Below are 18,343 nucleotides of genomic sequence, written 5' to 3'. Positions count from 1 at the left end.
CAGCCTTGACCCGAGAATCCATCATGCCACCGGCAATATAAGAATCTTCTGCTACAATGTAGGATTGATTTTTCTGCGTCCCACTTTCCTTGAGCCGTCTTGCCACGGCTCAAACAAGCACCTCGGAGTACGACCGCAATGAATCGTGAAGAGCAGCAATCCCAGCTCAAGGAACTGATTGCCAAGGGCAAGGAGCAGGGATACCTCACGTATACCGAGGTAAACGATCACCTGCCCGACTCGATCATCGACTCCGACCAGGTCGAGGACATCATTGCGATGATCAACGACATGGGCATCGCGGTGCATGAGCAGGCCCCGGACGCCGACAGCCTTCTGCTGTCCGACGGTTCGGTCTCTGCCGACGACGACGCCGAGGACGCCGTGGCGGCGCTCGCCTCCGCCGACAGCGACTTCGGCCGCACCACCGACCCCGTGCGCATGTACATGCGCGAGATGGGCACGGTCGAGCTGTTGACCCGCGAAGGCGAGATCCGCATCGCCAAGCGCATCGAAGAGGGCCTGATGCAGGTCCTGTTCGCGCTCGCCCACCATCCGGGCGCGATCGAACGGCTGATCCGCGAATACGACCGGATCGTCGAGAACAATGGCCGCCTGACCGACCTGGTGGTTTCCTTCATCGACCCGAATGATCACGCCAACGGTGAGGCCGTGGCCCGTGGCCTGGTGACACCGGAGCAGGCCCAGAAGGCCCAGGACGAGCAGAAGGCGGCTGCGGCGGCCGCCGCCGAGCAGCAGGCCAGCGCCGAACTGGATGCCATCGTCGACGAGGTGGAAGACGCCGAGGAAGACGAAGAAGCCGCCGAGCCGGTGGACACCGGCCCGGATCCGGAAGAGGCGCGCGAGCGCTTCGAAAAGCTGCGCAAGCTGCACGCCAAGGCGCACAAGGCCTTCGAGAAGGGCAACCGCGAGGCCTACGCTGTAGCGCGCGAGGCCACCGCCAAGTACTTCATGGAGTTCAAGCTGATCCCGCGCATGGTCGACCAGCTGACCACCCAGCTGCACGGCAGCATCGACCACGTCCGCCGCCACGAGCGCCGCATCATGGCGCTCGCCGTCGAGCAGGCCCAGATGCCGCGCAAGGCCTTCATCGACAGCTTCCCCAAGAACGAGACCAATCTCGACTGGATCAAGGAAGCCTGCAAGGCCAAGGGCAAGTACACCAACGCCCTGGCCCAGCACGAAGAAGAGATCGTGCGCCTGCAGAAGAAGCTGGCCGAGATCGAGCGCGAGGCCAGCCTGAACATCGCCGAGATCAAGGAGATCAACCGCCGCATGTCCATCGGCGAGGCCAAGGCCCGCCGCGCGAAGAAAGAGATGGTCGAGGCCAACCTGCGCCTGGTGATCTCCATCGCCAAGAAGTACACCAACCGCGGCCTGCAGTTCCTCGACCTCATCCAGGAAGGCAACATCGGCCTGATGAAGGCCGTGGACAAGTTCGAATACCGTCGCGGCTACAAGTTCTCGACCTACGCCACCTGGTGGATTCGCCAGGCGATCACCCGCTCCATCGCGGACCAGGCGCGCACCATTCGCATCCCGGTGCATATGATCGAGACGATCAACAAGCTCAACCGCGTCTCCCGCCAGATGCTGCAGGAGATGGGCCGCGAGGCCACCCCGGAAGAGCTGGCCGAGCGCATGGAGATGCCCGAGGACAAGATCCGCAAGGTGCTCAAGATCTCCAAGGAGCCGATCTCCATGGAGACCCCGATCGGCGACGACGAAGACTCGCATCTGGGCGACTTCATCGAGGACGAGAAGGTCGCCTCGCCGTCCGACTCCGCCGCACAGGAGAGCCTCACCGAGGCCACCCGCGAGATCCTGTCGACGCTGACCCCGCGCGAGGCCAAGGTCCTGCGTATGCGCTTTGGCATCGACATGAACACCGACCACACCCTCGAGGAGGTCGGCAAGCAGTTCGACGTCACCCGCGAGCGCATCCGCCAGATCGAGGCCAAGGCCCTGCGCAAGCTGCGCCACCCGACCCGCGCCGAACTGCTGCGCACCTACACCGACGCCGAGTAACCGGCGTCCCGGCCCGGCGGCCGGAACCCGACCTAGCGATGCGGCGCCATCTTCCCCTTGCGGGTAGAATGGCGCCGCAGTCGTTTGTACGCCCCCCGAATACGGGCCTGTAGCTCAGTTGGTTAGAGCAGGGGACTCATAATCCCTTGGTCGTCGGTTCGAGTCCGACCGGGCCCACCAATTTTTCAGAGACTTATGATACACACGAGATAAACGCCATCTCATTGTAGGCGCCCTGTAGGCACAGCCAGCTTCCCCTCCCCAGCTAATTTTACTACCCTAGAGCAACGCGATTACCCGAATTGAGCTCCAGAGCCGCGCGTTCCTCTTCCCACGACATTCAAGGTTCCGGCCCCTGTGAATCTTCCCGCTCAACTGACGCACATACCCATCTTCGAAGCCACCTTCGAGGTCCGCTTCGTTGCAGATAACGAGAGCTCGGCCGACCTACTGCCGGGCATGATGCTGCCTGACCTGAAGGACTACGCGACAAAGCTCGAATCACTGCCAGCCTCCGAATTGCCGAAACACCTGGTATCAAGCGATCCGAACCTCCAGTACCAGCCCCTACGGCGCTTGGTCGGTGACACATATCAGATCGCGATTGGGCCGAAGCTCCTCGCAATCACAGTGCAACGCCCTTACCCAGGTTGGAAAGAGTTTAAGCGAGCGATCACGGACACGCTGCAATCCTTCGAAAAGACAAACCAGCTTCGCTCAGCAGAAAGATGCTCACTGAAATACAGAAACATAATTGAGACAAAAGATGAATTCGACGACCTCTCTAAACTCAATGTCGCACTGAAGGTTGCCAACCTAAATACCACACCCAACACACAACGGATTCACTGCGAGCACAACGCTAACGGCATCACGACCTTGATGAGCATTTTCACAAAGACTCGCGTGCAATCAAGCAAGACAAAAGAAGACCTTCGGGGTGTGCTTATCGATGTTGACTGCATACAGAATATCGATACGGAAGATTTCTGGGCTCATGCAGACAACATAATTGAGAGCCTCCACGCGACGGAAAAAGAAGTCTTTTTTAGTCTTTTAACTGACGATACGATCGAAGAACTTGGCCCCAAATGAGGTGTAACCGAATGGACCCCATAGTCAACCAAGGTAGTGAAAGCCATCTTCCCGTAGAAAGCCGCTCTCTCCTTGTCGGCGGGGTTTTGGGCGCCACTTCCACGCTGGCAATTGCGCTGACGTCAACCTTCCCTGACATCCACCCGGCGTCCCCTTTTTTTGGCGAAAAGGCAAAGACAGGTGTTTATGCCGAAGGGCTTGACCTCTCTTCTTCGATGACGTGGACGCCAAGTTCATTCCGCCTCAATCAAAACGAGGAATTTGCCGCGGCCGTAGCCCACGCCGTAGACACACTTTCCCCCCAGATGTACGGGGTTGACACCGAAGCACTAGGTATTCTTTTCGATAACGCCTGGGACCTCTATGAAACAAGCTGATGAATCGCGAGGAATTTGCCAAATCAATCGAGGTTCATCTGCCCGGATACCTAAGCAGCTCATCGTACGATGAGCTGATACGGCAGCTTAGAAAAGCCCCCGACATAGATGCTTTCTTCTGGAATCCAACCGATCAAGAAGCAGGTGGGGTTCTTCAGGGCGACGCTTGGACCCATATTCCAATAAGAGACACTTCAACGGGCGAACAAAAACACGTTACCGGGGTGGTTCTATCGAACAGCTGCGACATCGATCCGACCAATGAAGGTCGCCCCAACCGGCGTGTACTCGTTGCTCCTGCCATAAAACTCTCAAATTACGAGCAGCTTCTACATAACGCGCGGCCTGATCGGTCAAGAAACCTGAGCCACGTTGAAGACGTTAGGCGCAATCGAGTGTCAAGCATCACGCACTTTCCTGCGGAGTCGAATATAAACGAGACCGAGCGCGTAGTGATTTTGGATCACGTCTACAGCGTACCCTTGGAGGAATTCCAGAGCGCCATTGAAACGCGGGTTTTCCGGCTCAGCAATGCTGGGTTCTATATATTCCTATTGAAGCTGTCCATTCATTTCACAAGGTTGCACGAACGTGTCGATCGAAGCGGTAATTAAACGCCGAGGCTAGACGCGAGCTCGAAACGTACACTTATTGACAGAACTCCAAGGCGGCGCGCCCTACGGGCGCCCCGATGCCGGGCGCAACTCCCAGGTGTGAAAGCGAGTCTTGACGACGACTGAGGCGTCTACTGTTTCGACTCCAAGAACCTGGTCGCCTTTCTCTTCTCCGTAAGTTCCCGGCGCGTCGCTCCAGACCTTTAACAGGCGTAACAGATGATGGATAAGCGCTTCCGTGAAGCGGTCCCAATCGCCTGCGTCGGCCGCCAAAGCGGCGTCCCGGATCGGATCATCTGCGTCCCCACGGGCGCGGCGTAACTCGCGCCAGATACCGACCGGCTGGGTTTCGTAGAACGCGAACTGTCGGATTCTCCAGACCGACGCCCATGCCTGGACCCTCTGTGCCGCCGTGTCCGACATGTGTCCGACACTATCCTCCGTGAGTCCGTAACCGTCGATGTTCTTGCTGACGTACTTGGCGACATAGCCCGTAGCGGTTCAGCGCTCGTAGTCGATGTACTCGACGGTGAACCGATGGCGCCGGGCCCCTCGTTCGGTGGGCGAATCCTTCAACGTCCACTTTGCATGATCTCCACCACTCAAGTCTCTTGATCCGGCGGAACGAACAGAAGGTAGTGATTGTCGGACGACTCCGTCTTGCTGGACCTCACAGACACAACGGCCGGTGATGTCAGCTCTCACTATCGACCACATCAACGAGGAGTAGCTTCCCGGCCCCTATCTTCTGGTTGACTGCTGGAATACAAGTCCTTCCAAGTCGGCAGCAGCCTTTCGACCTTTGGCAGCCTCGCCAACAAAACGGTTTGTTATAACTTTTGACCCGAAGTTAACAAGCCAAACAAACAAGACGTGAACCACAGCGATCAAGACCGCCAACCAAGCCAGCGCGGCGTTAGCGGGATCCTCATAAACAGCCAACCACAAAGCAAGCCCTATAACAGTGACTTGAGCCAGAAGGACGAGAGCCTCTATCACGAAAAGAATCTTTTGTAGCGCATCGGAGAATCGGTTAACGAGCTTGTCAGAATCATATCTCTGGTTAAACCAATCTAAAAGATCATGCCAATTGACTGGATGCTCTAATTCATCCAACGGGACCCTCAATTCTATCGAATTGCTTTGCGTCGCCCTTCCTGAATTGTCTTTTTTGAGACGATACCGTCAAACACTTTACTTAGGAGCCTAACAACAAAAGATCCGAGCAAGGCCCCCCATAAGATGCAGCGCGGCCAAGGTCAATTTATCCTCCCCAACGGGCTGATCTGTGAGTCACAAAAATTAGAGGTGACGCGGCGTCGACGAAAACCACGCACCGAACCCGCAATTATGGAAGAGCACGGTCGCAACGTCCAGACCGAGGAGGGAAATGTAGGTTTAGGTGGATGAGTAATGGCATTTTAGGCGATCAAAGTCGACGCCCCGTCGCCTACTTTCACTCTTTTTGGAGTGGCTGCGTTCACTGTCGCGAGAGGATTCCGCACGTATCCGCACTCCTCAAGCATCGCCTCGCCGCAGTCCCGCCTGGCCTCGAACAAGAGGCGCTTCTAACACAGGACGGCCAGGTGCAGCTGTCCGATAGTTACCAGCGCCGCCGGGCCTGCGCGATCCCGAGGTCAAAGCTTGGCTTTTGCCTTCTCGATCGGCCTGGCATTCCGGGTCGCGGGAGGTTTCATTGAGTTCATGCGGAGGGCAAAGGCGTCCGTGCGGGTCGAGGAAGTCTCAGTGTTAGGGAGACGCTGATTTAATCCGCCGTCGCTCCCGCCCGGCGGGCGGGTTTGGGATAATGGCGCCAGGTTTCCTGCCCGAGGTGATGGCCGATGTCCCAGCGCAGCTTTTCCGATCTCGAGTACTCCGCCAAGCGTAAGCAGACGCGGCGCGACCGGTTTCTGGGGGAGATCGACGCGATCACGCCCTGGGCGGCGCTGGTGGAGGCGATCGAGCCGCACTACCCGAAGGGGAAGCGCGGCCGTCCGCCGATCGGACTGGAGCGCATGCTGCGGATGTACGTGGCGCAACAGTGCTTCAACCTGTCGGATGAAGGGGTCGAGGATGCGGTGTATGACAGCCAGGCGATCCGGCGCTTTGTCGGGATCGACCTGAGCCGCGAAGACGCGCCGGATGCCACCACCCTGCTGCAGTTCCGGCGTCTTTTGGAGCAGCACGACCTGACCCAGGTGATCTTCGACCGGATCAACGCCCACCTCCAGCAGCGGGGTCTGCTGCCGCGCGAGGGCACGGTGGTGGATGCCACCCTGATCGCGGCCTCGCCCTCCACCAGGAACCGGGAGAAGGCCCGCGATCCGGAGATGCATCAGACGAAGAAGGGCAACCAGTGGTACTTCGGGATGAAGGCGCATATCGGGGCCGATGTCGTCACCGGTCTCGTCCACACGGTGAAGGGCACGGCGGCGAACGTCTCGGACGTCTCGCAGGTGCCGGAACTGCTCCACGGCGAGGAAGAGAGCCTGCATGGCGACGCCGGCTACATCGGTGCGGAGAAGCGCCTGAAGGCGCATCGCCCCGAGACCCATGTCGCGCGCAAGCGCGGCACCGTACGCGCGCTGCCGGAAGGCGCGGAGCGCGATCAGGTCCGCACCGATGAACGGCACAAGGCCCAGTTGCGTTCGATCGTGGAGCATCCGTTCCATGTGGTGAAGAACCTGTTCGGGTATCGCAAGGTGCGTTACCGGGGTCTCAAGAAAAACACCGCGCGCGACGATGGGGGCTCCTGCCGCAGGGATAGTGTGTCCGCAGGACCGGAAACCGCCCCTGTAACCCGCCCAAAACGGCGGTTACAGGGAGTAAAACAGGCGGCCGTGGCCCCCATGTCCTTCCCAAAACGCTTCGGCGGGACATGGAGCCTGCTGCGGGGCCATTGATCAGTGTTTCCTTAGAGGAGCTGGTACCACTTGGCGCGGGCTGTTGGCTCAGGCCGCGTCGGCGGTGATGAGGCCGCGCTGGAGGTCGACGGTGATCCGTTGGCCTTCGATGACCGTGGCGCTGGCCAGCAGGAAGATTTCCACGAACTCGTTGCGCTCCTCCTCCGGCATCTCCGAGGAGGCACTGGAGGCATTAAAGGTGCCGAACATGGTGTCGTGGGCTCCGGCCGAGTACAGGATCAATCGCTGCATGGCGGCCTGGTCGTCCGGCGATGGTGCAGCGGTATCCAGGACCGGTTCGCCCAGCTTCTGCTTGATGGTGGAATAGAGATGAAACAGGTATTCCGCCGCGCTTTCGCGCCCGCGCCGATCCTGCAGGGTGAAATTGGCGGAGACCGCCTGGCCACTGCGGGCACGTAGCACGATGTGCTTCGACTCGGGCTGCTCGTCGGCGTACGGGTTCAGGATGTTGGCCACGATGTCTCCAGAGCGGAATGGACGAGCCGGGGAGACTACGAGACCCCCTTTGAGATTTCCACGGCGGCCCTGTCGGCCGAGGGGTTATCCATGCTGGTGGATACGCGATGAGGGCCACCGGCACCGACGAGTCAGGGGCCGGTGGCCTCGGTTTGTTCGGGCGGACCACGGGGAGGCTGCGCGCCCTCTCCTGTCGCCGAAGGAACTAGCACTTGGAATAGCCGCAGTCGCGGCAGGTGGGGCAGCCGTCGATAATCTCGAGGTGGCCGCCGCACTGGGGGCAGGAGGCTGCTCCAATCGCTGTTTGAGCCGGTGCCTCCAGGGTCACGGCTGCAGCGGAATCCGAGGTTCGGTCCTTGTCGCGAAAGGTGGCAGCAAGCTCGCGCAGCGGGCGCGGCTGGCCGTCCGGGTCGAGGAAGCCGCGGCGCTGGAGGATTTGTTGCAGGGCGTGGGCAATGGCCGCGACCTCGGAGGGATGGTAGAGGGGCTTGCCGTATTCGTTGGTGCCGCAGCGGACCGGGCCGCGATCCCAGGTGACCTTGCGCAGGTCGCGCAGGGCGCGGGTGGCGTAGCCCCCGCGGGCCGCCAGCGACAGGCTGCGCATGGTGGCGGAGATCCACTGGTAGGACTCGGACTGCTGCCCGGTGGGCAGGAAGAATTCGATCGGGCGCTCGATGGCCACACGCTCGCCGCCCACCGTTCCGGAAACGGCCACGAAGCTGACCACGAGGTAGACCGTCTGCGGCCCCTCCTGGGTTCAGTAGCGGACCTTTTCGGTGACCGACTCAAGCTCGCCCTCGGGGCGCGACGGGATACGCTTGCCCAGCGGGTTATCGTCGCCCAGCGGTGGACTCTCTCCTGCCGCAACATCCGAGCGGCGAACGGCGATGATGGGCTGGTCGATCCGGTGCATCGTGTCCTCCCCGATGACGTCAGACATCGTCGTAGTAGCCCTCGTCCAGCGCCGCGAAGAGATTGGCGGCGGTGTGCACCTGGCCCTCGTACTCCACATCTTCGTCGCCGCGCAGGGTCACCTCCTGGCCATCCGCCAGGGTAAAGGTGTACCAGGTGCTGCGCAGGCGCTCCGGGTCCATCAGCACGCCCATCTGCGCCTGCGGGTTCGGCCGGTAGGTGGTGCAACCCTTAAGCCCCGCGCGCCAGGCCTGCAGGTAGACCTGCTGAAAGTCTTCGAACGGGAACTCGCTCGGGACATTGAGCGTCTTGGAGATGGCCGAGTCTACCCATGGTTGCGCGGCCGCCTGCATGCGGATATGGGCGTCCACGCTGACCCGGTCCGCGGTGATCGCATTGGCGGGCAGATCCTCTGGCCCCGCCTCGGCATCCACCAGCGCCCGGTAGGCCAGCAGCTCGTAGGAGTAGCAGTCCACCGCCTCGCGGGTGCGCCGCCCGGGCCGGCGGATGTTGCGCGTGGTCCGATGCAGGAAGGTTGGCTCGATGCCGTTGCTGGCGTTGTTGGCGACCGAGAAGCTGATGGTGCCGGTCGGCGCGATCGAGGTGGCATGGGTAAAGCGCGCGCCCTCCTCCGCCAGCGCCGCGACCAGTGCCGGGTCCTCCCCGGCAATGCGCTGCATGTAGGGGCTAAAGCGCGCGTGCAGTTCGCGGCCCTTCAGCACGTCGCCGACCTGGTAACCGGCCTCGGCCAGTGCCGGCTGACGTCGGAGCAAGTCGGGCGTCAGCGTGAAGTCCTCGTCCATGATCGGCGCCGGGCCCTTTTCGCGCGCCAGCTCCAGTCCGGCCCGCCAGCTCTCCAGCGCCAGGCGGCGACAGACCTCTGCGGTGAAGTCAGCGGCCGCCTCGGAGCCGTAGGTCTCTCCCAGCATCGCCAGCGCCGAGCCAAGTCCGAGGATGCCCATGCCGTGGCGGCGCTTGCGCAGCATCTCGGCGCGCTGCTCCGGCAGCGGCAGCCCCGAGATATCCGCGACGTTGTCCAGCATGCGCGTGAATACGCGCACCACGCGCTCGAAACGGGCCCAGTCGAATGTCGCGTCTTGGGCGAACGGCGCAGAGACGAAGCCCGTCAGGTTCGCCGACCCGAGCAGGCAGGCCCCGTCCGACGGCAGCGGTTGCTCGCCGCAGGGGTTGGTTGCCCGGATCACCTCGTCGAACCAGGCATTGTTCTGGCGATTGACCTGATCGATCAGGATGACGCCGGGTTCCCCGACGTCATAGGTGCTGCGCATCAGGGTGTCCCACAGCTCGCGGGCACGGACGCGGCGGTAGATGCGGCAGGCGACGCGGCCCTGTTCATCGACGCGGTAGTCGTCCTCGACGACCGGCCAGTCGCGGTAGACGATGTCGGATGCGGCCACCTGGTCCCGCTCTACAGGCAACAGCGGGAAGGCCAGCGCCCACTCCGCGTCGCGCTCCACCGCCTCCAGGAAGGCGTCGCGCACCAGCACCGAGAGATTGAACTGGGTCAGCCGCCCCTTGCGGCGCTTGGCGAGGATGAAGCGCTCGATGTCCGGATGGCCGATATCCAGCGTCGCCATCTGCGCCCCGCGGCGCCCGCCAGCCGCGCCGATGGTCCGGCAGGTCTGGTCGAAGATCTGCATGAACGCGACCGGGCCGTTGGTCGGCGCGCCCGCACCCGCCACCCGCGCACCTTTCGGGCGCAGCGTGCTGAAGTCATAGCCGATGCCGGCCCCGGCCTTCAGCGTCAGGCCGGCAGCGGTATTGGCATCGAGGATGGCCCGCAGCGAGTCATGGATCGTCCGCGAGACGGTGCAGTTGATCAGCGTGGTGTGCGGCTTGAACGCCTCGGCCGCGGCATTGGCCAGGATGCGCCCGGCCGGGACCGCACCGTTGGCCAGCGCCCAGCGGAAGTCCCGCTCGACCTGTGCGCGCTTGTCCGGCACCTCGACCGCGGCGAGCGCCCGGGCCACACGGTCGAACATCGACTCCACCGAACGGTCCACGGGTTCGCCCTGCGCATCGCGAAGCTGATAGCGCTCGGTCCAGATCGAATAGGACGAGGGCTGCAGCGGCACGTCGGGCAACGTGTCCCGGAGGGGTGTCGTCTTGTCCTGCGATTGCCAGCTGTCGCCCATGATGGCCCGCCGCTCCGCATATGATCCGGGGCTTCGGGAAGCCCGTTCTCCGATCATGGGCGCCGGCGGCGGACGCTGCAAGGCAGCGCCGTCGACATCCATCAGAAGCGGTCGAGGCTGGCGAGCGGGTTCGACAAGTCGCGGATACGCATCCAGGAGGCGATGCTGGCGCGCCAGCGACGGGTGGGCAACACCGCGTGGGGCACCGTCTAGCTGAGGAACATCACCAGTGTCCCCGCCCGCGGCTGGATGCGGCGGATCTCGCACCCTTCGCGGTCGTAGATCGCGAGCTGGCCGCCATCGCGTTCGCGCCAGTGGCGGTTCAGGTAGGACATCAGCGACAGGCGGCGGCAGTTGCCGGCCTGGAAGGCATCCACGTGCCGGGCGTAATGGGTGCCGGGCGGATACAGGGCGAAGTGCGATTCCGTCTCGAACAGACCCGGGATCAGCGACCGGCTCACCTGCAGCCGGATCTCGTCCAGGCGCGCCATGAACGCCTGCTGGGCGGGGCTCGCACCATCCAGCCAGTGAATCCAGTCGCCGCGTGTGGACCGGTCGCGATGACGTTCCCCGGCACGCCCGATCCGCGCCTGCTCCAGCCGCGCCGTATCCCGTAGCGCATACACCTCGTCGCGCAGGGCGTCGACCGTCGACACGGGCAGGAAATCGGGCCAGACGAATAACTGATCGCGCGCCAAGGCATCCAGCCAGCCATCCGGCTCGCGGGTTCCGGGGAACGCACCATCCGACGGCCCCGGCAGGCAGGCCGGATCGATCTCGGTCGGGGATGGCCACTCGGGCCGTGGGAGAGGCAGATTCACGTGCAGGGGTCGTCCATTCGGGCCGCCGTGGCGGCACGCAGGCAAGTGCCTGCCGAAGCAATATACCGGGAACGAGCCCCTGCGCAAGCCCCTTTCGGAGCGCCCTGTCCCGGCCCGCTCAGTGCGTCGGGAAACGGCCGGCGATCGGGTGCTGGCGCAGGGCGGCCTGAGCCCAGGACCAACCGAACATGGCCGCCACACTTCTGCACCACTTGACCCACACAAGCCCCACCGCTTCCCGCTTGGCTTCGGGGCTGTACCGGTTGCGCTTCGTCATGAAGTCCTTCGGCCCAGCACGGGCCTTCTCGCAAGTCTCCGCTTTAACTCGGTGGATCCCCGTTTCACGGGACCTCCCGGCGCGATAACGAGGGGGTAACGGACTGCCTTCCATGGCGTTCATTCATCTTTATTCTTGGGGAGAAGGGAGCCCTCCGGACGACAGGGGTTCTGGCACGGACGGGTCGCCTATGTTCGACACCGCACGGACCCAGTTCTCGCTCTTCCACTAGATTTTCCCCGGTATCAGGCCCCCGGCGGACGACCAGACGCGCCGCCTGACCGTTCCCGGCACCCGCATCCCATTGCAGGGCACCGACCCGGTCACCCCACTCATCAATGGAGAAACAAAGCCATGACGCTTGAATACGGAAAGTCCCGACTCCTGGCACCAGCCCTGCTGGCAGCGTCCCTCGGCTTGATTGGATGCGGTGGCGGGGGCGGCGGTGGCGGTGGCGGTGGCGGTGGCGACACGCCTGCCACCGGGATCACTGTGACACCGGACCTTTACGATTTCGGGGTCATTACGGAAGGCAACCTGCACCGAACGTCCCCTCAGGAATTCGTCATCCGCAACGAGGAAGCGAGGTCCTATAACATCTCGAGTATAAGTCTGTTTGGGAGGAACCCAGGCGCGTTTTTTCTGGACCATTCGGGCGGCAACAACCCATGCGGAGCGACCACGTTTAACCTCCCCGCTGGCGACAGCTGCACCGTTGAGGTCGATTTTGTTGACCCACCGAGGTTCGACAAGTTCGACGCCCTGTTGAGGATACAGAGCAATCATCCCACCGTCCCCACGGTCTTGGGCGCTCTGGCCGGCGAGTATGCACCCGTCACGTCGATCGACGTGACCGTCAACCAGATCAATGCCTGCCCCCGTCCTGACGCTATAGCCTATGTATCCGTCACCGACCAAGAGGGATTCCCGATTTCGGGCTTGCACGAAGAGAATTTCAACCTTGGAGGGCTACACTTCGGCCCCGTCAACCAGGTCGGCGAAAGCCTCACCGACACCGACCTCGCTCTCAGTATCGTGATGGACTACAGCGGCAGCATCACCGACTTCGAGGGTGCGGCAGACAACATGGAGCGGGGCGCCAAGCGGCTGGTGGATGCGATGCAGACCCACGATGAAGCGGACATCATCAAGTACGCCGAGCATGTGAAGGTAATGACCCCCGACGGTTTCACTTCCAACAAGGACGCGCTGAAGGAGAAGATCGACCAAGATCCGGGAAACATCGGCAGAGACACTGCATTCTACAACGCAACCGTGGAAGCCATTGAGCGATTCGAAACCGAAACCAACACCACGCACCGTAAGGCTGTCATCGCCTTGACCGACGGCGAAGATACCCTTGAAGAAAAGAACTTGGGCGACGCTATCGCCGCCGCCGAAAGGGCGGATATACCCGTATTCACCATCGGGTTCGGCCAATTCCTTCAGGAAGCTCAGGAAGATGAACTACAAAGGCTCGCGGACCGCACGGGCGGATTGTTCTACAACCTGGCGGATGACCTTGCGGGTGACGCCCGCCTCCCGCAGACTTTTGACTACTTGGTCGACCTGCTCTTTAAGGAACAGTATATAGTCTACTTCCACCTCCCCGAAGGTGACGACAGAGACTCACTTGATGTCACCTTAACGTTCGAGGATGTCGAGCCCAGATTCGAAGAGGTCGAGTTCCACAGTGGGGCCAAGGCCATCAGTGGGGCCAAGGCCATCCCGGCTTGCCTGTAAAAGTCATTGCGGCATTCCCCCGAATCCATTTTCGGCGGGGGTGTCGGCGCGCGTTGCAGAAGCAGCCGATCTTGTGGGTGATGTCCGTCATCCAGACCGAGGTCGGACGCGATGGATGAAGCCGCCCATGCAGGTAGCCCCCCCTTCCACCGGCTGGCGCGGCCTCATCCCATCGTCGTCACGACGAACGCCCACTTCCAGACCGGGCGCACCCCCTGTTCCCGAATCCGATGGCGGCTACCGCAACGGCCGGCATCCAAACGTGGATCCACCAGGAGCAATCGACTTGGGAGCCGCGAGACACGGGGCCTTCGCGCTCCTGGGCATTGGTCTCCGCGCACGGGCACGGGGCGTCTCCGGGAAACGGAAGCCGCATGGGCCGGGACTCGACCCCGCTGGGCGAAAGCGTCATGCTGAGCAACGCAGGATCGGGGAACCTGGCCACCGGCGCGCGTAGACTTTAATCCGCGTCTCTCCAGGGCGCCTTGCGAGGCTCGATCCAACCCGACCCAGCGAGAACCGCCGGGGCCAGCCATTCGAACAACCCGCGAACGCCGTTGACGATGCCACCTTCGCCCCGACTTGTGCCATTCCCCCTTCCCTGGATGCTTAGTGCCGGGCTGCTGGCGGCCACGGCATGGCTGATCGCCGGCCTGGTCTGGTCGATCGCCGTTCCGGGATACACCTACCCGTCGGGCACCACGGACTCCGCGGAACCGGCAACCGCCAGTCGCTCCGGCCCGTCTCCCGCAGCCGATGCCCCTCCTCGGTCCGGCTTTACGCGAAGCGCCGAATTCTCCCCCTTCGGCAGCCCCCGGCAAGCGGCCCCACAGGCCATCGAGGACGCACCGGATACACGCCTGAGTCTGGAGCTACTCGGCATCCTGGCGACCGGACAGGGCAACGGCAGCGCGATCATTTCCGCAGGGCGGGCCAATGTCGAGCTCTACCATGTGGGCGACACCATTGGGAACCAGCTGGCGACGCTGCACCAGGTACACGCGGACCGGGTCATCCTGGAGCGCGAAGGTCGACTGGAGACCCTACGGCTCCCGCGGGGCGACGAACTGCGAGTCGATAGCGGCCGCTCCGATACCGATCAGCGCTCGTCACAAACCGCCGGTTCCCCCGCGCCGATCACGGCTAACATCAGCCGATCCCGCTGGCTCGACGACCCGCAGCGCGCCATGAATTCGCTGCGCGCCCAGCCCGTACTACGTGATGGCGCGCTGCTGGGCATTCGAGTCACCCCGACGCGCAACCAGCGCGAATTCGAACGCGCCGGTCTTCAGGAAGGCGACATCATCACCTCGGTCCAGGGCCAGCAGATCCGCGACATTGACGACCCCGAACAGATCCTCGCTGGACTCGGCAACGCCGACCGGGTGAACATCACCATAGAACGTGACGGGCAGACCCTGCCGCTGACCATCGAGTTAACCGAATGAGCCTCCGACTCCGCCTTTTCACCCTCGCACTGTCCCTGTTCTGCGCAGCGGGGTCCGTCGCAGCGGACGAGCTGACGCTCAATCTGCGCGACACCAGTATCAGCAACCTGATCGATCTTGTATCCGAGGAAACCGGGACCAATTTCATCGTGGATCCACGGGTGCGCGGCAACATCACGGTCGTTTCCAGCCGCCCCGTGCCTCGGGACGAACTGATGGATCTGTTCCACGACATCCTCAAGATCCACGGATTCGCGGCCATTCCGGGCGAATCGTCCACCCGCATCGTGCCCGACGCGCAGGCGAAGCAGGATGCCCCCACGGTCCTCGATATCGAGACAGAACCGGACGCCGATGTGCGTGGCGGAAGCATCGTCACCCACGTGATGGCGTTGCGACACGTTTCTGCCGCCCAGCTCGTTCCCGTCCTTCGTCCGCTGATCCCGCAAGGGGGGCATCTCGCGGCGGCCACCGAGCCCAATACGCTCCTGATCTCGGATACGCGCAGCAACGTGCACCGCATCCGCGCCCTCGTCGAACGCATGGACCGGCCATTCGCGGACGATTTCGAAGTCATTGAGCTCCGTCACGCCCGCGCCGGGGAACTCGCCGAGCAGCTGCAGGTTCTGGCCCGGGAGGGCACGGGAGAGCTCGCCACACCCCAGGTCCTGGCGGATCGCCGCAGCAACGCCATCATCCTCTCCGGGCGCGAGGAGTCTCGCTTGCGCCTGCGCGGGCTCATCGCCCAGCTTGACCGGGAGATGGAAGAAGGGAACGCACGCGTGCACTACCTGAAGTATGCGCGCGCCGAGGAGGTTGCCGAACTGCTGCGCAACATCGCCGAGAAAAGCCCGGATATCGACGCCGATGGACGAGGTGGAAACGGGATCCATATCGAGGCACACGAGTCCACCAACGCGGTGGTGACCTACGGCCCCTCCGACTTCATCCGCGACTTCGACATCATCGTGGATCAGCTCGATATCCGCCGAGCGCAAGTCCTGGTCGAAGCCGTCATCGCGGAGGTCTCGTCGGATCGCGTGCAGGACCTCGGCGTGCAGTGGGGCGCCATCGGAAACAGCGGGGCCGGGGTCCTCAACTTTTCCGGCGCCGGGTCAGGCGGGATTCTCGAACTCGCCGCAGGCGTGGAAGCGTTCCTTGACGGGGGCGTGTCCCCCATTGGGGATGGCCTGACCGCCGGAGGCGTGGGGTCGACTGGAAGCACGCGGATCGCTGCCCTGATCAACATGCTGCAACGCGACAGCTCCAGCAACATCCTGTCCACCCCCAGTCTCGTAACACTGGACAACGAGGAAGCGGAGATTCTTGTCGGGCAAACCGTCCCCTTCGTGGTTGGGCGCGAGCGTGAAGCGTCTGGACTTGGCACGGACGTTATCCAGCGTGAAGACGTCGGTGTAAAGCTTCGGGTAAGGCCGCAAATCAACCAGGGGAACTCGATCCGGCTGGAGATCGAGCAGGAAGTTTCTCAATTAGTCCCAACTACCGGAAACGCAGACGAGGGGCGAATCACCAATACCCGAAACATCAAAACCCATGTTCTGGTGGACGATGGTGACATGCTGGTGCTTGGCGGACTGATCGAAGAGCGCCAGACGGACAGCGAGGCGCGCGTCCCAGGGCTGGGGAGCATCCCCGGGGTTGGACGACTCTTCCGGGCGGACCGCAACCAGACCGAGAAACGGAACCTGATGGTGTTCCTGCACCCGCGCATCGTCCGGGACAGCGCCCGCGGCGCCGAACTGACCAGCGAAAAGTACAGCTTTATCCGCGGCGAGCAGCTGCGCGAGCAGGCGCGCACCCAGCAGCGCAGAAGTCCGGTCCTGCCGGAATGGGAGCGCCTGACCCAGCTCCCGCCGAGCTTCGAAGATGTCCATGGCAAGCACGACTGAATGACCGAGGGTACCCAGGCCTTGAGCGCAGGGGCGACCCGGGAACTCGTGCCGGACGACCCGAACGCGCTCGGGACGCCGGTGGCTGGTACGTTCACCGTGAGCTACACCTTCGCCCGCCGGGTCGGCGCCGTGCCCGGCGATCTGGTAGAGGGCAAGCGCCAGATATTCCTGCGCCACGACGCCGATCCGCAGGGGCTCCTGGAACTGCGCCGACGCAGCCCCGAGCCGCTGAACCTGGAAACCGTCGATGACAAGACCTTCGAGCAGCGTCTGCGCGAGCGCTACGAATCCTCCAGCTCGCGGGCCATGCAATCGATGGAGGAGCTCGATGGCAACCTCGACCTGTCCAGCGTCGCGGAATCTCTCGCCGAGCCGCAGGACCTCCTGGAGGCCGAAGACGATGCCCCGATTATCCGGCTCATCAATGCGCTGCTGACGGAGGCGGTACGGGAAAACGCGTCGGACATCCACATCGAGCCCTTCGAGAGTCGCCTGGCCGTCCGGCTGCGCGTGGACGGCGTCTTGCGCGAGATTCTGACCCCGCCCGCGGGGCTTGCATCGCTCATCGTCTCACGCATCAAGGTGATGGCACGGCTGGACATCGCGGAAAAGCGACTGCCGCAGGATGGACGCATCTCCCTCAGGGTCGCCGGCCGCGCGGTGGACGTGCGCGTCTCCACCCTGCCCTCGGGCCACGGAGAACGCGTGGTGATGCGACTGCTGGACAAACAGGCCGGTCGCCTTGACCTCACCCACCTGGGCATGGATCCGGATACCCATGCCACCCTGGAACGGATTGTCACGCGGCCGCACGGTATCGTGCTGGTCACCGGCCCGACCGGATCGGGCAAAACGACAACGTTGTACGCAGCGCTGACCCGGCTCAATGACCGCAGCCGCAACATCCTCACGGTCGAAGACCCGATCGAGTACTACCTCGACGGGATCGGCCAGACTCAGATCAACAGCCGTATCGACATGACCTTTGCCCGCGGGCTGCGTGCCATCCTGCGCCAGGACCCGGATGTCGTGATGGTCGGCGAGATCCGCGATGTCGATACCGTCCAGATCGCGGTGCAGGCGAGCCTGACAGGGCATCTGGTGTTTTCCACCCTGCACACCAACTCCGCGATCGGGGCCATCACGCGCCTGCGCGACATGGGCGTGGAGCCGTTCCTGCTCTCCTCGACCCTGAACGGGATTCTCGCCCAGCGGCTGGTACGGGTCCTTTGCAAGGACTGCCGTGAACCCTACCCGGCATCGCCACGGGAATGCGAACTGCTGGGCGTAGCCTCCACGGAACCTCCCACCCTCTACCATGCACGCGGCTGCCCGAGCTGCAACGAACTCGGCTATCGGGGCCGGACCGGCATCTATGAGCTGGTGGAGGTGAACGAACGCCTGCGCGCACTCATTCATGACAATGCCAGTGAACAGGCCATGGTCCGGGCCGCACGCGAGAACAGTGTGAGTCTCCGCGCCGATGCCTGCCGACGGGTTCTCGACGGCACGACCAGCCTCGAGGAAATGCTGCGCGTCACCGAGGCAGGCTAGGGCC

At 62.9% G+C, this 18,343-nt stretch carries 13 protein-coding genes, 1 tRNA gene and 2 pseudogenes; 10 read left to right on the top strand and 6 right to left on the bottom strand.

The features are described 5' to 3' along the window. Positions 1-99 precede the first annotated feature (99 nt). The 5 genes from rpoD (at position 100) to F622_RS14045 (ending at position 4,135) form a co-directional block, all read left to right on the top strand. A complete protein-coding gene (gene rpoD, locus F622_RS0107615; RefSeq protein WP_255346797.1) occupies positions 100-2,049 on the top strand; it encodes an RNA polymerase sigma factor RpoD in 1,950 nt (649 codons plus the stop codon). Positions 2,050-2,152: 103 nt separating this feature from the next. After that, positions 2,153-2,229: transfer RNA gene (locus tag F622_RS0107610), tRNA-Ile, on the top strand. A 177-nt stretch (positions 2,230-2,406) separates the two neighbouring features. Then, entirely contained in the window at positions 2,407-3,144 is a 738-nt protein-coding gene (locus F622_RS0107605; RefSeq protein ID WP_019571635.1) for a TIGR04255 family protein, read from the top strand. Between the two features lie 11 nt (positions 3,145-3,155). Beyond that, positions 3,156-3,521, top strand: a complete 366-nt coding sequence (locus F622_RS14050) for a hypothetical protein (RefSeq protein WP_155997116.1) — start codon at positions 3,156-3,158, stop codon at positions 3,519-3,521. Beyond that, positions 3,521-4,135, top strand: coding sequence for a hypothetical protein (locus tag F622_RS14045; protein ID WP_155997114.1), 615 nt, complete (start codon positions 3,521-3,523; stop codon positions 4,133-4,135). The genes F622_RS14050 and F622_RS14045 overlap by 1 nt, the downstream gene beginning before the upstream one ends. 63 nt (positions 4,136-4,198) lie before the next feature. Here the strand turns inward: F622_RS14045 and F622_RS14205 are convergent, their stop codons facing one another. Together F622_RS14205 and F622_RS14040 are read right to left on the bottom strand one after the other, a co-directional pair. Beyond that, positions 4,199-4,558, bottom strand: coding sequence for a hypothetical protein (locus F622_RS14205; RefSeq protein ID WP_019571633.1), 360 nt, complete (start codon positions 4,556-4,558; stop codon positions 4,199-4,201). A gap of 318 nt (positions 4,559-4,876) precedes the next feature. After that, positions 4,877-5,251 (bottom strand): hypothetical protein, encoded by a 375-nt coding sequence (locus F622_RS14040; RefSeq protein WP_155997112.1) that lies wholly within the window; start codon positions 5,249-5,251, stop codon positions 4,877-4,879. Positions 5,252-5,976: 725 nt separating this feature from the next. Here F622_RS14040 and F622_RS0107590 point away from each other — a divergent pair. After that, positions 5,977-7,038, top strand: coding sequence for an IS5 family transposase (locus tag F622_RS0107590; protein ID WP_019571632.1), 1,062 nt, complete (start codon positions 5,977-5,979; stop codon positions 7,036-7,038). 48 nt (positions 7,039-7,086) lie between these two features. Here F622_RS0107590 and F622_RS0107585 read toward each other — a convergent pair whose 3' ends face one another. The 4 genes and pseudogenes from F622_RS0107585 to F622_RS13395 all read right to left on the bottom strand — a co-directional run bounded on the left by F622_RS0107585 (position 7,087) and on the right by F622_RS13395 (position 11,404). Next, entirely contained in the window at positions 7,087-7,515 is a 429-nt protein-coding gene (locus F622_RS0107585; protein ID WP_019571631.1) for a hypothetical protein, read from the bottom strand. A 205-nt stretch (positions 7,516-7,720) separates the two neighbouring features. Then, positions 7,721-8,428 (bottom strand): annotated as a pseudogene (locus F622_RS13400) (ribonucleoside-diphosphate reductase). A gap of 19 nt (positions 8,429-8,447) precedes the next feature. After that, on the bottom strand, positions 8,448-10,583 hold the full coding sequence (locus F622_RS0107575) for an adenosylcobalamin-dependent ribonucleoside-diphosphate reductase (protein WP_019571628.1): 2,136 nt from the start codon (positions 10,581-10,583) through the stop codon (positions 8,448-8,450). Positions 10,584-10,684: 101 nt separating this feature from the next. After that, positions 10,685-11,404: pseudogene (locus tag F622_RS13395) on the bottom strand (2OG-Fe(II) oxygenase). 631 nt (positions 11,405-12,035) lie between these two features. On the opposite strand from F622_RS13395, the gene F622_RS0107560 reads away from it, so the two are divergent. From F622_RS0107560 to gspE, 4 genes are all read left to right on the top strand, one after another. After that, the gene (locus F622_RS0107560; protein WP_019571625.1) at positions 12,036-13,424 is read left to right on the top strand and encodes a VWA domain-containing protein; all 1,389 of its coding nucleotides are present in this window, start codon (positions 12,036-12,038) and stop codon (positions 13,422-13,424) included. Between the two features lie 563 nt (positions 13,425-13,987). Beyond that, the gene (gene gspC / locus F622_RS0107555) at positions 13,988-14,872 is read left to right on the top strand and encodes a type II secretion system protein GspC (RefSeq protein WP_026331553.1); all 885 of its coding nucleotides are present in this window, start codon (positions 13,988-13,990) and stop codon (positions 14,870-14,872) included. Next, positions 14,869-16,782 carry a type II secretion system secretin GspD gene (gene gspD / locus F622_RS0107550; RefSeq protein WP_019571623.1) on the top strand — a complete coding sequence of 638 codons (1,914 nt, stop codon included), beginning with the start codon at positions 14,869-14,871 and terminating at the stop codon, positions 16,780-16,782. The genes gspC and gspD overlap by 4 nt, the downstream gene beginning before the upstream one ends. Beyond that, entirely contained in the window at positions 16,783-18,339 is a 1,557-nt protein-coding gene (gspE, locus tag F622_RS0107545; protein ID WP_019571622.1) for a type II secretion system ATPase GspE, read from the top strand. Positions 18,340-18,343: the final 4 nt, after the last annotated feature.

It is taken from the genome of Thioalkalivibrio sp. ALMg3, assembly GCF_000381225.1.
Classification (GTDB): Bacteria; Pseudomonadota; Gammaproteobacteria; order Ectothiorhodospirales; family Ectothiorhodospiraceae; genus Thioalkalivibrio; species Thioalkalivibrio versutus.
The sequence above is the reverse complement of the archived record's forward strand: the minus strand, read 5'-3'. Positions and strand labels throughout refer to the sequence as shown.

Coding starts and splice junctions, on each gene's coding strand:
- gspC (WP_026331553.1), top strand. CDS start 13,988: ATGCCACCTTCGCCCCGACTTGTGCCATTCCCCCTTCCCTGGATGCTT.
- F622_RS14050 (WP_155997116.1), top strand. CDS start 3,156: ATGGACCCCATAGTCAACCAAGGTAGTGAAAGCCATCTTCCCGTAGAA.
- F622_RS0107560 (WP_019571625.1), top strand. CDS start 12,036: ATGACGCTTGAATACGGAAAGTCCCGACTCCTGGCACCAGCCCTGCTG.
- F622_RS14205 (WP_019571633.1), bottom strand. CDS start 4,558: ATGTCGGACACGGCGGCACAGAGGGTCCAGGCATGGGCGTCGGTCTGG.
- F622_RS0107590 (WP_019571632.1), top strand. CDS start 5,977: ATGTCCCAGCGCAGCTTTTCCGATCTCGAGTACTCCGCCAAGCGTAAG.
- F622_RS0107575 (WP_019571628.1), bottom strand. CDS start 10,583: ATGGGCGACAGCTGGCAATCGCAGGACAAGACGACACCCCTCCGGGAC.
- F622_RS14045 (WP_155997114.1), top strand. CDS start 3,521: ATGAATCGCGAGGAATTTGCCAAATCAATCGAGGTTCATCTGCCCGGA.
- gspD (WP_019571623.1), top strand. CDS start 14,869: ATGAGCCTCCGACTCCGCCTTTTCACCCTCGCACTGTCCCTGTTCTGC.
- gspE (WP_019571622.1), top strand. CDS start 16,783: ATGACCGAGGGTACCCAGGCCTTGAGCGCAGGGGCGACCCGGGAACTC.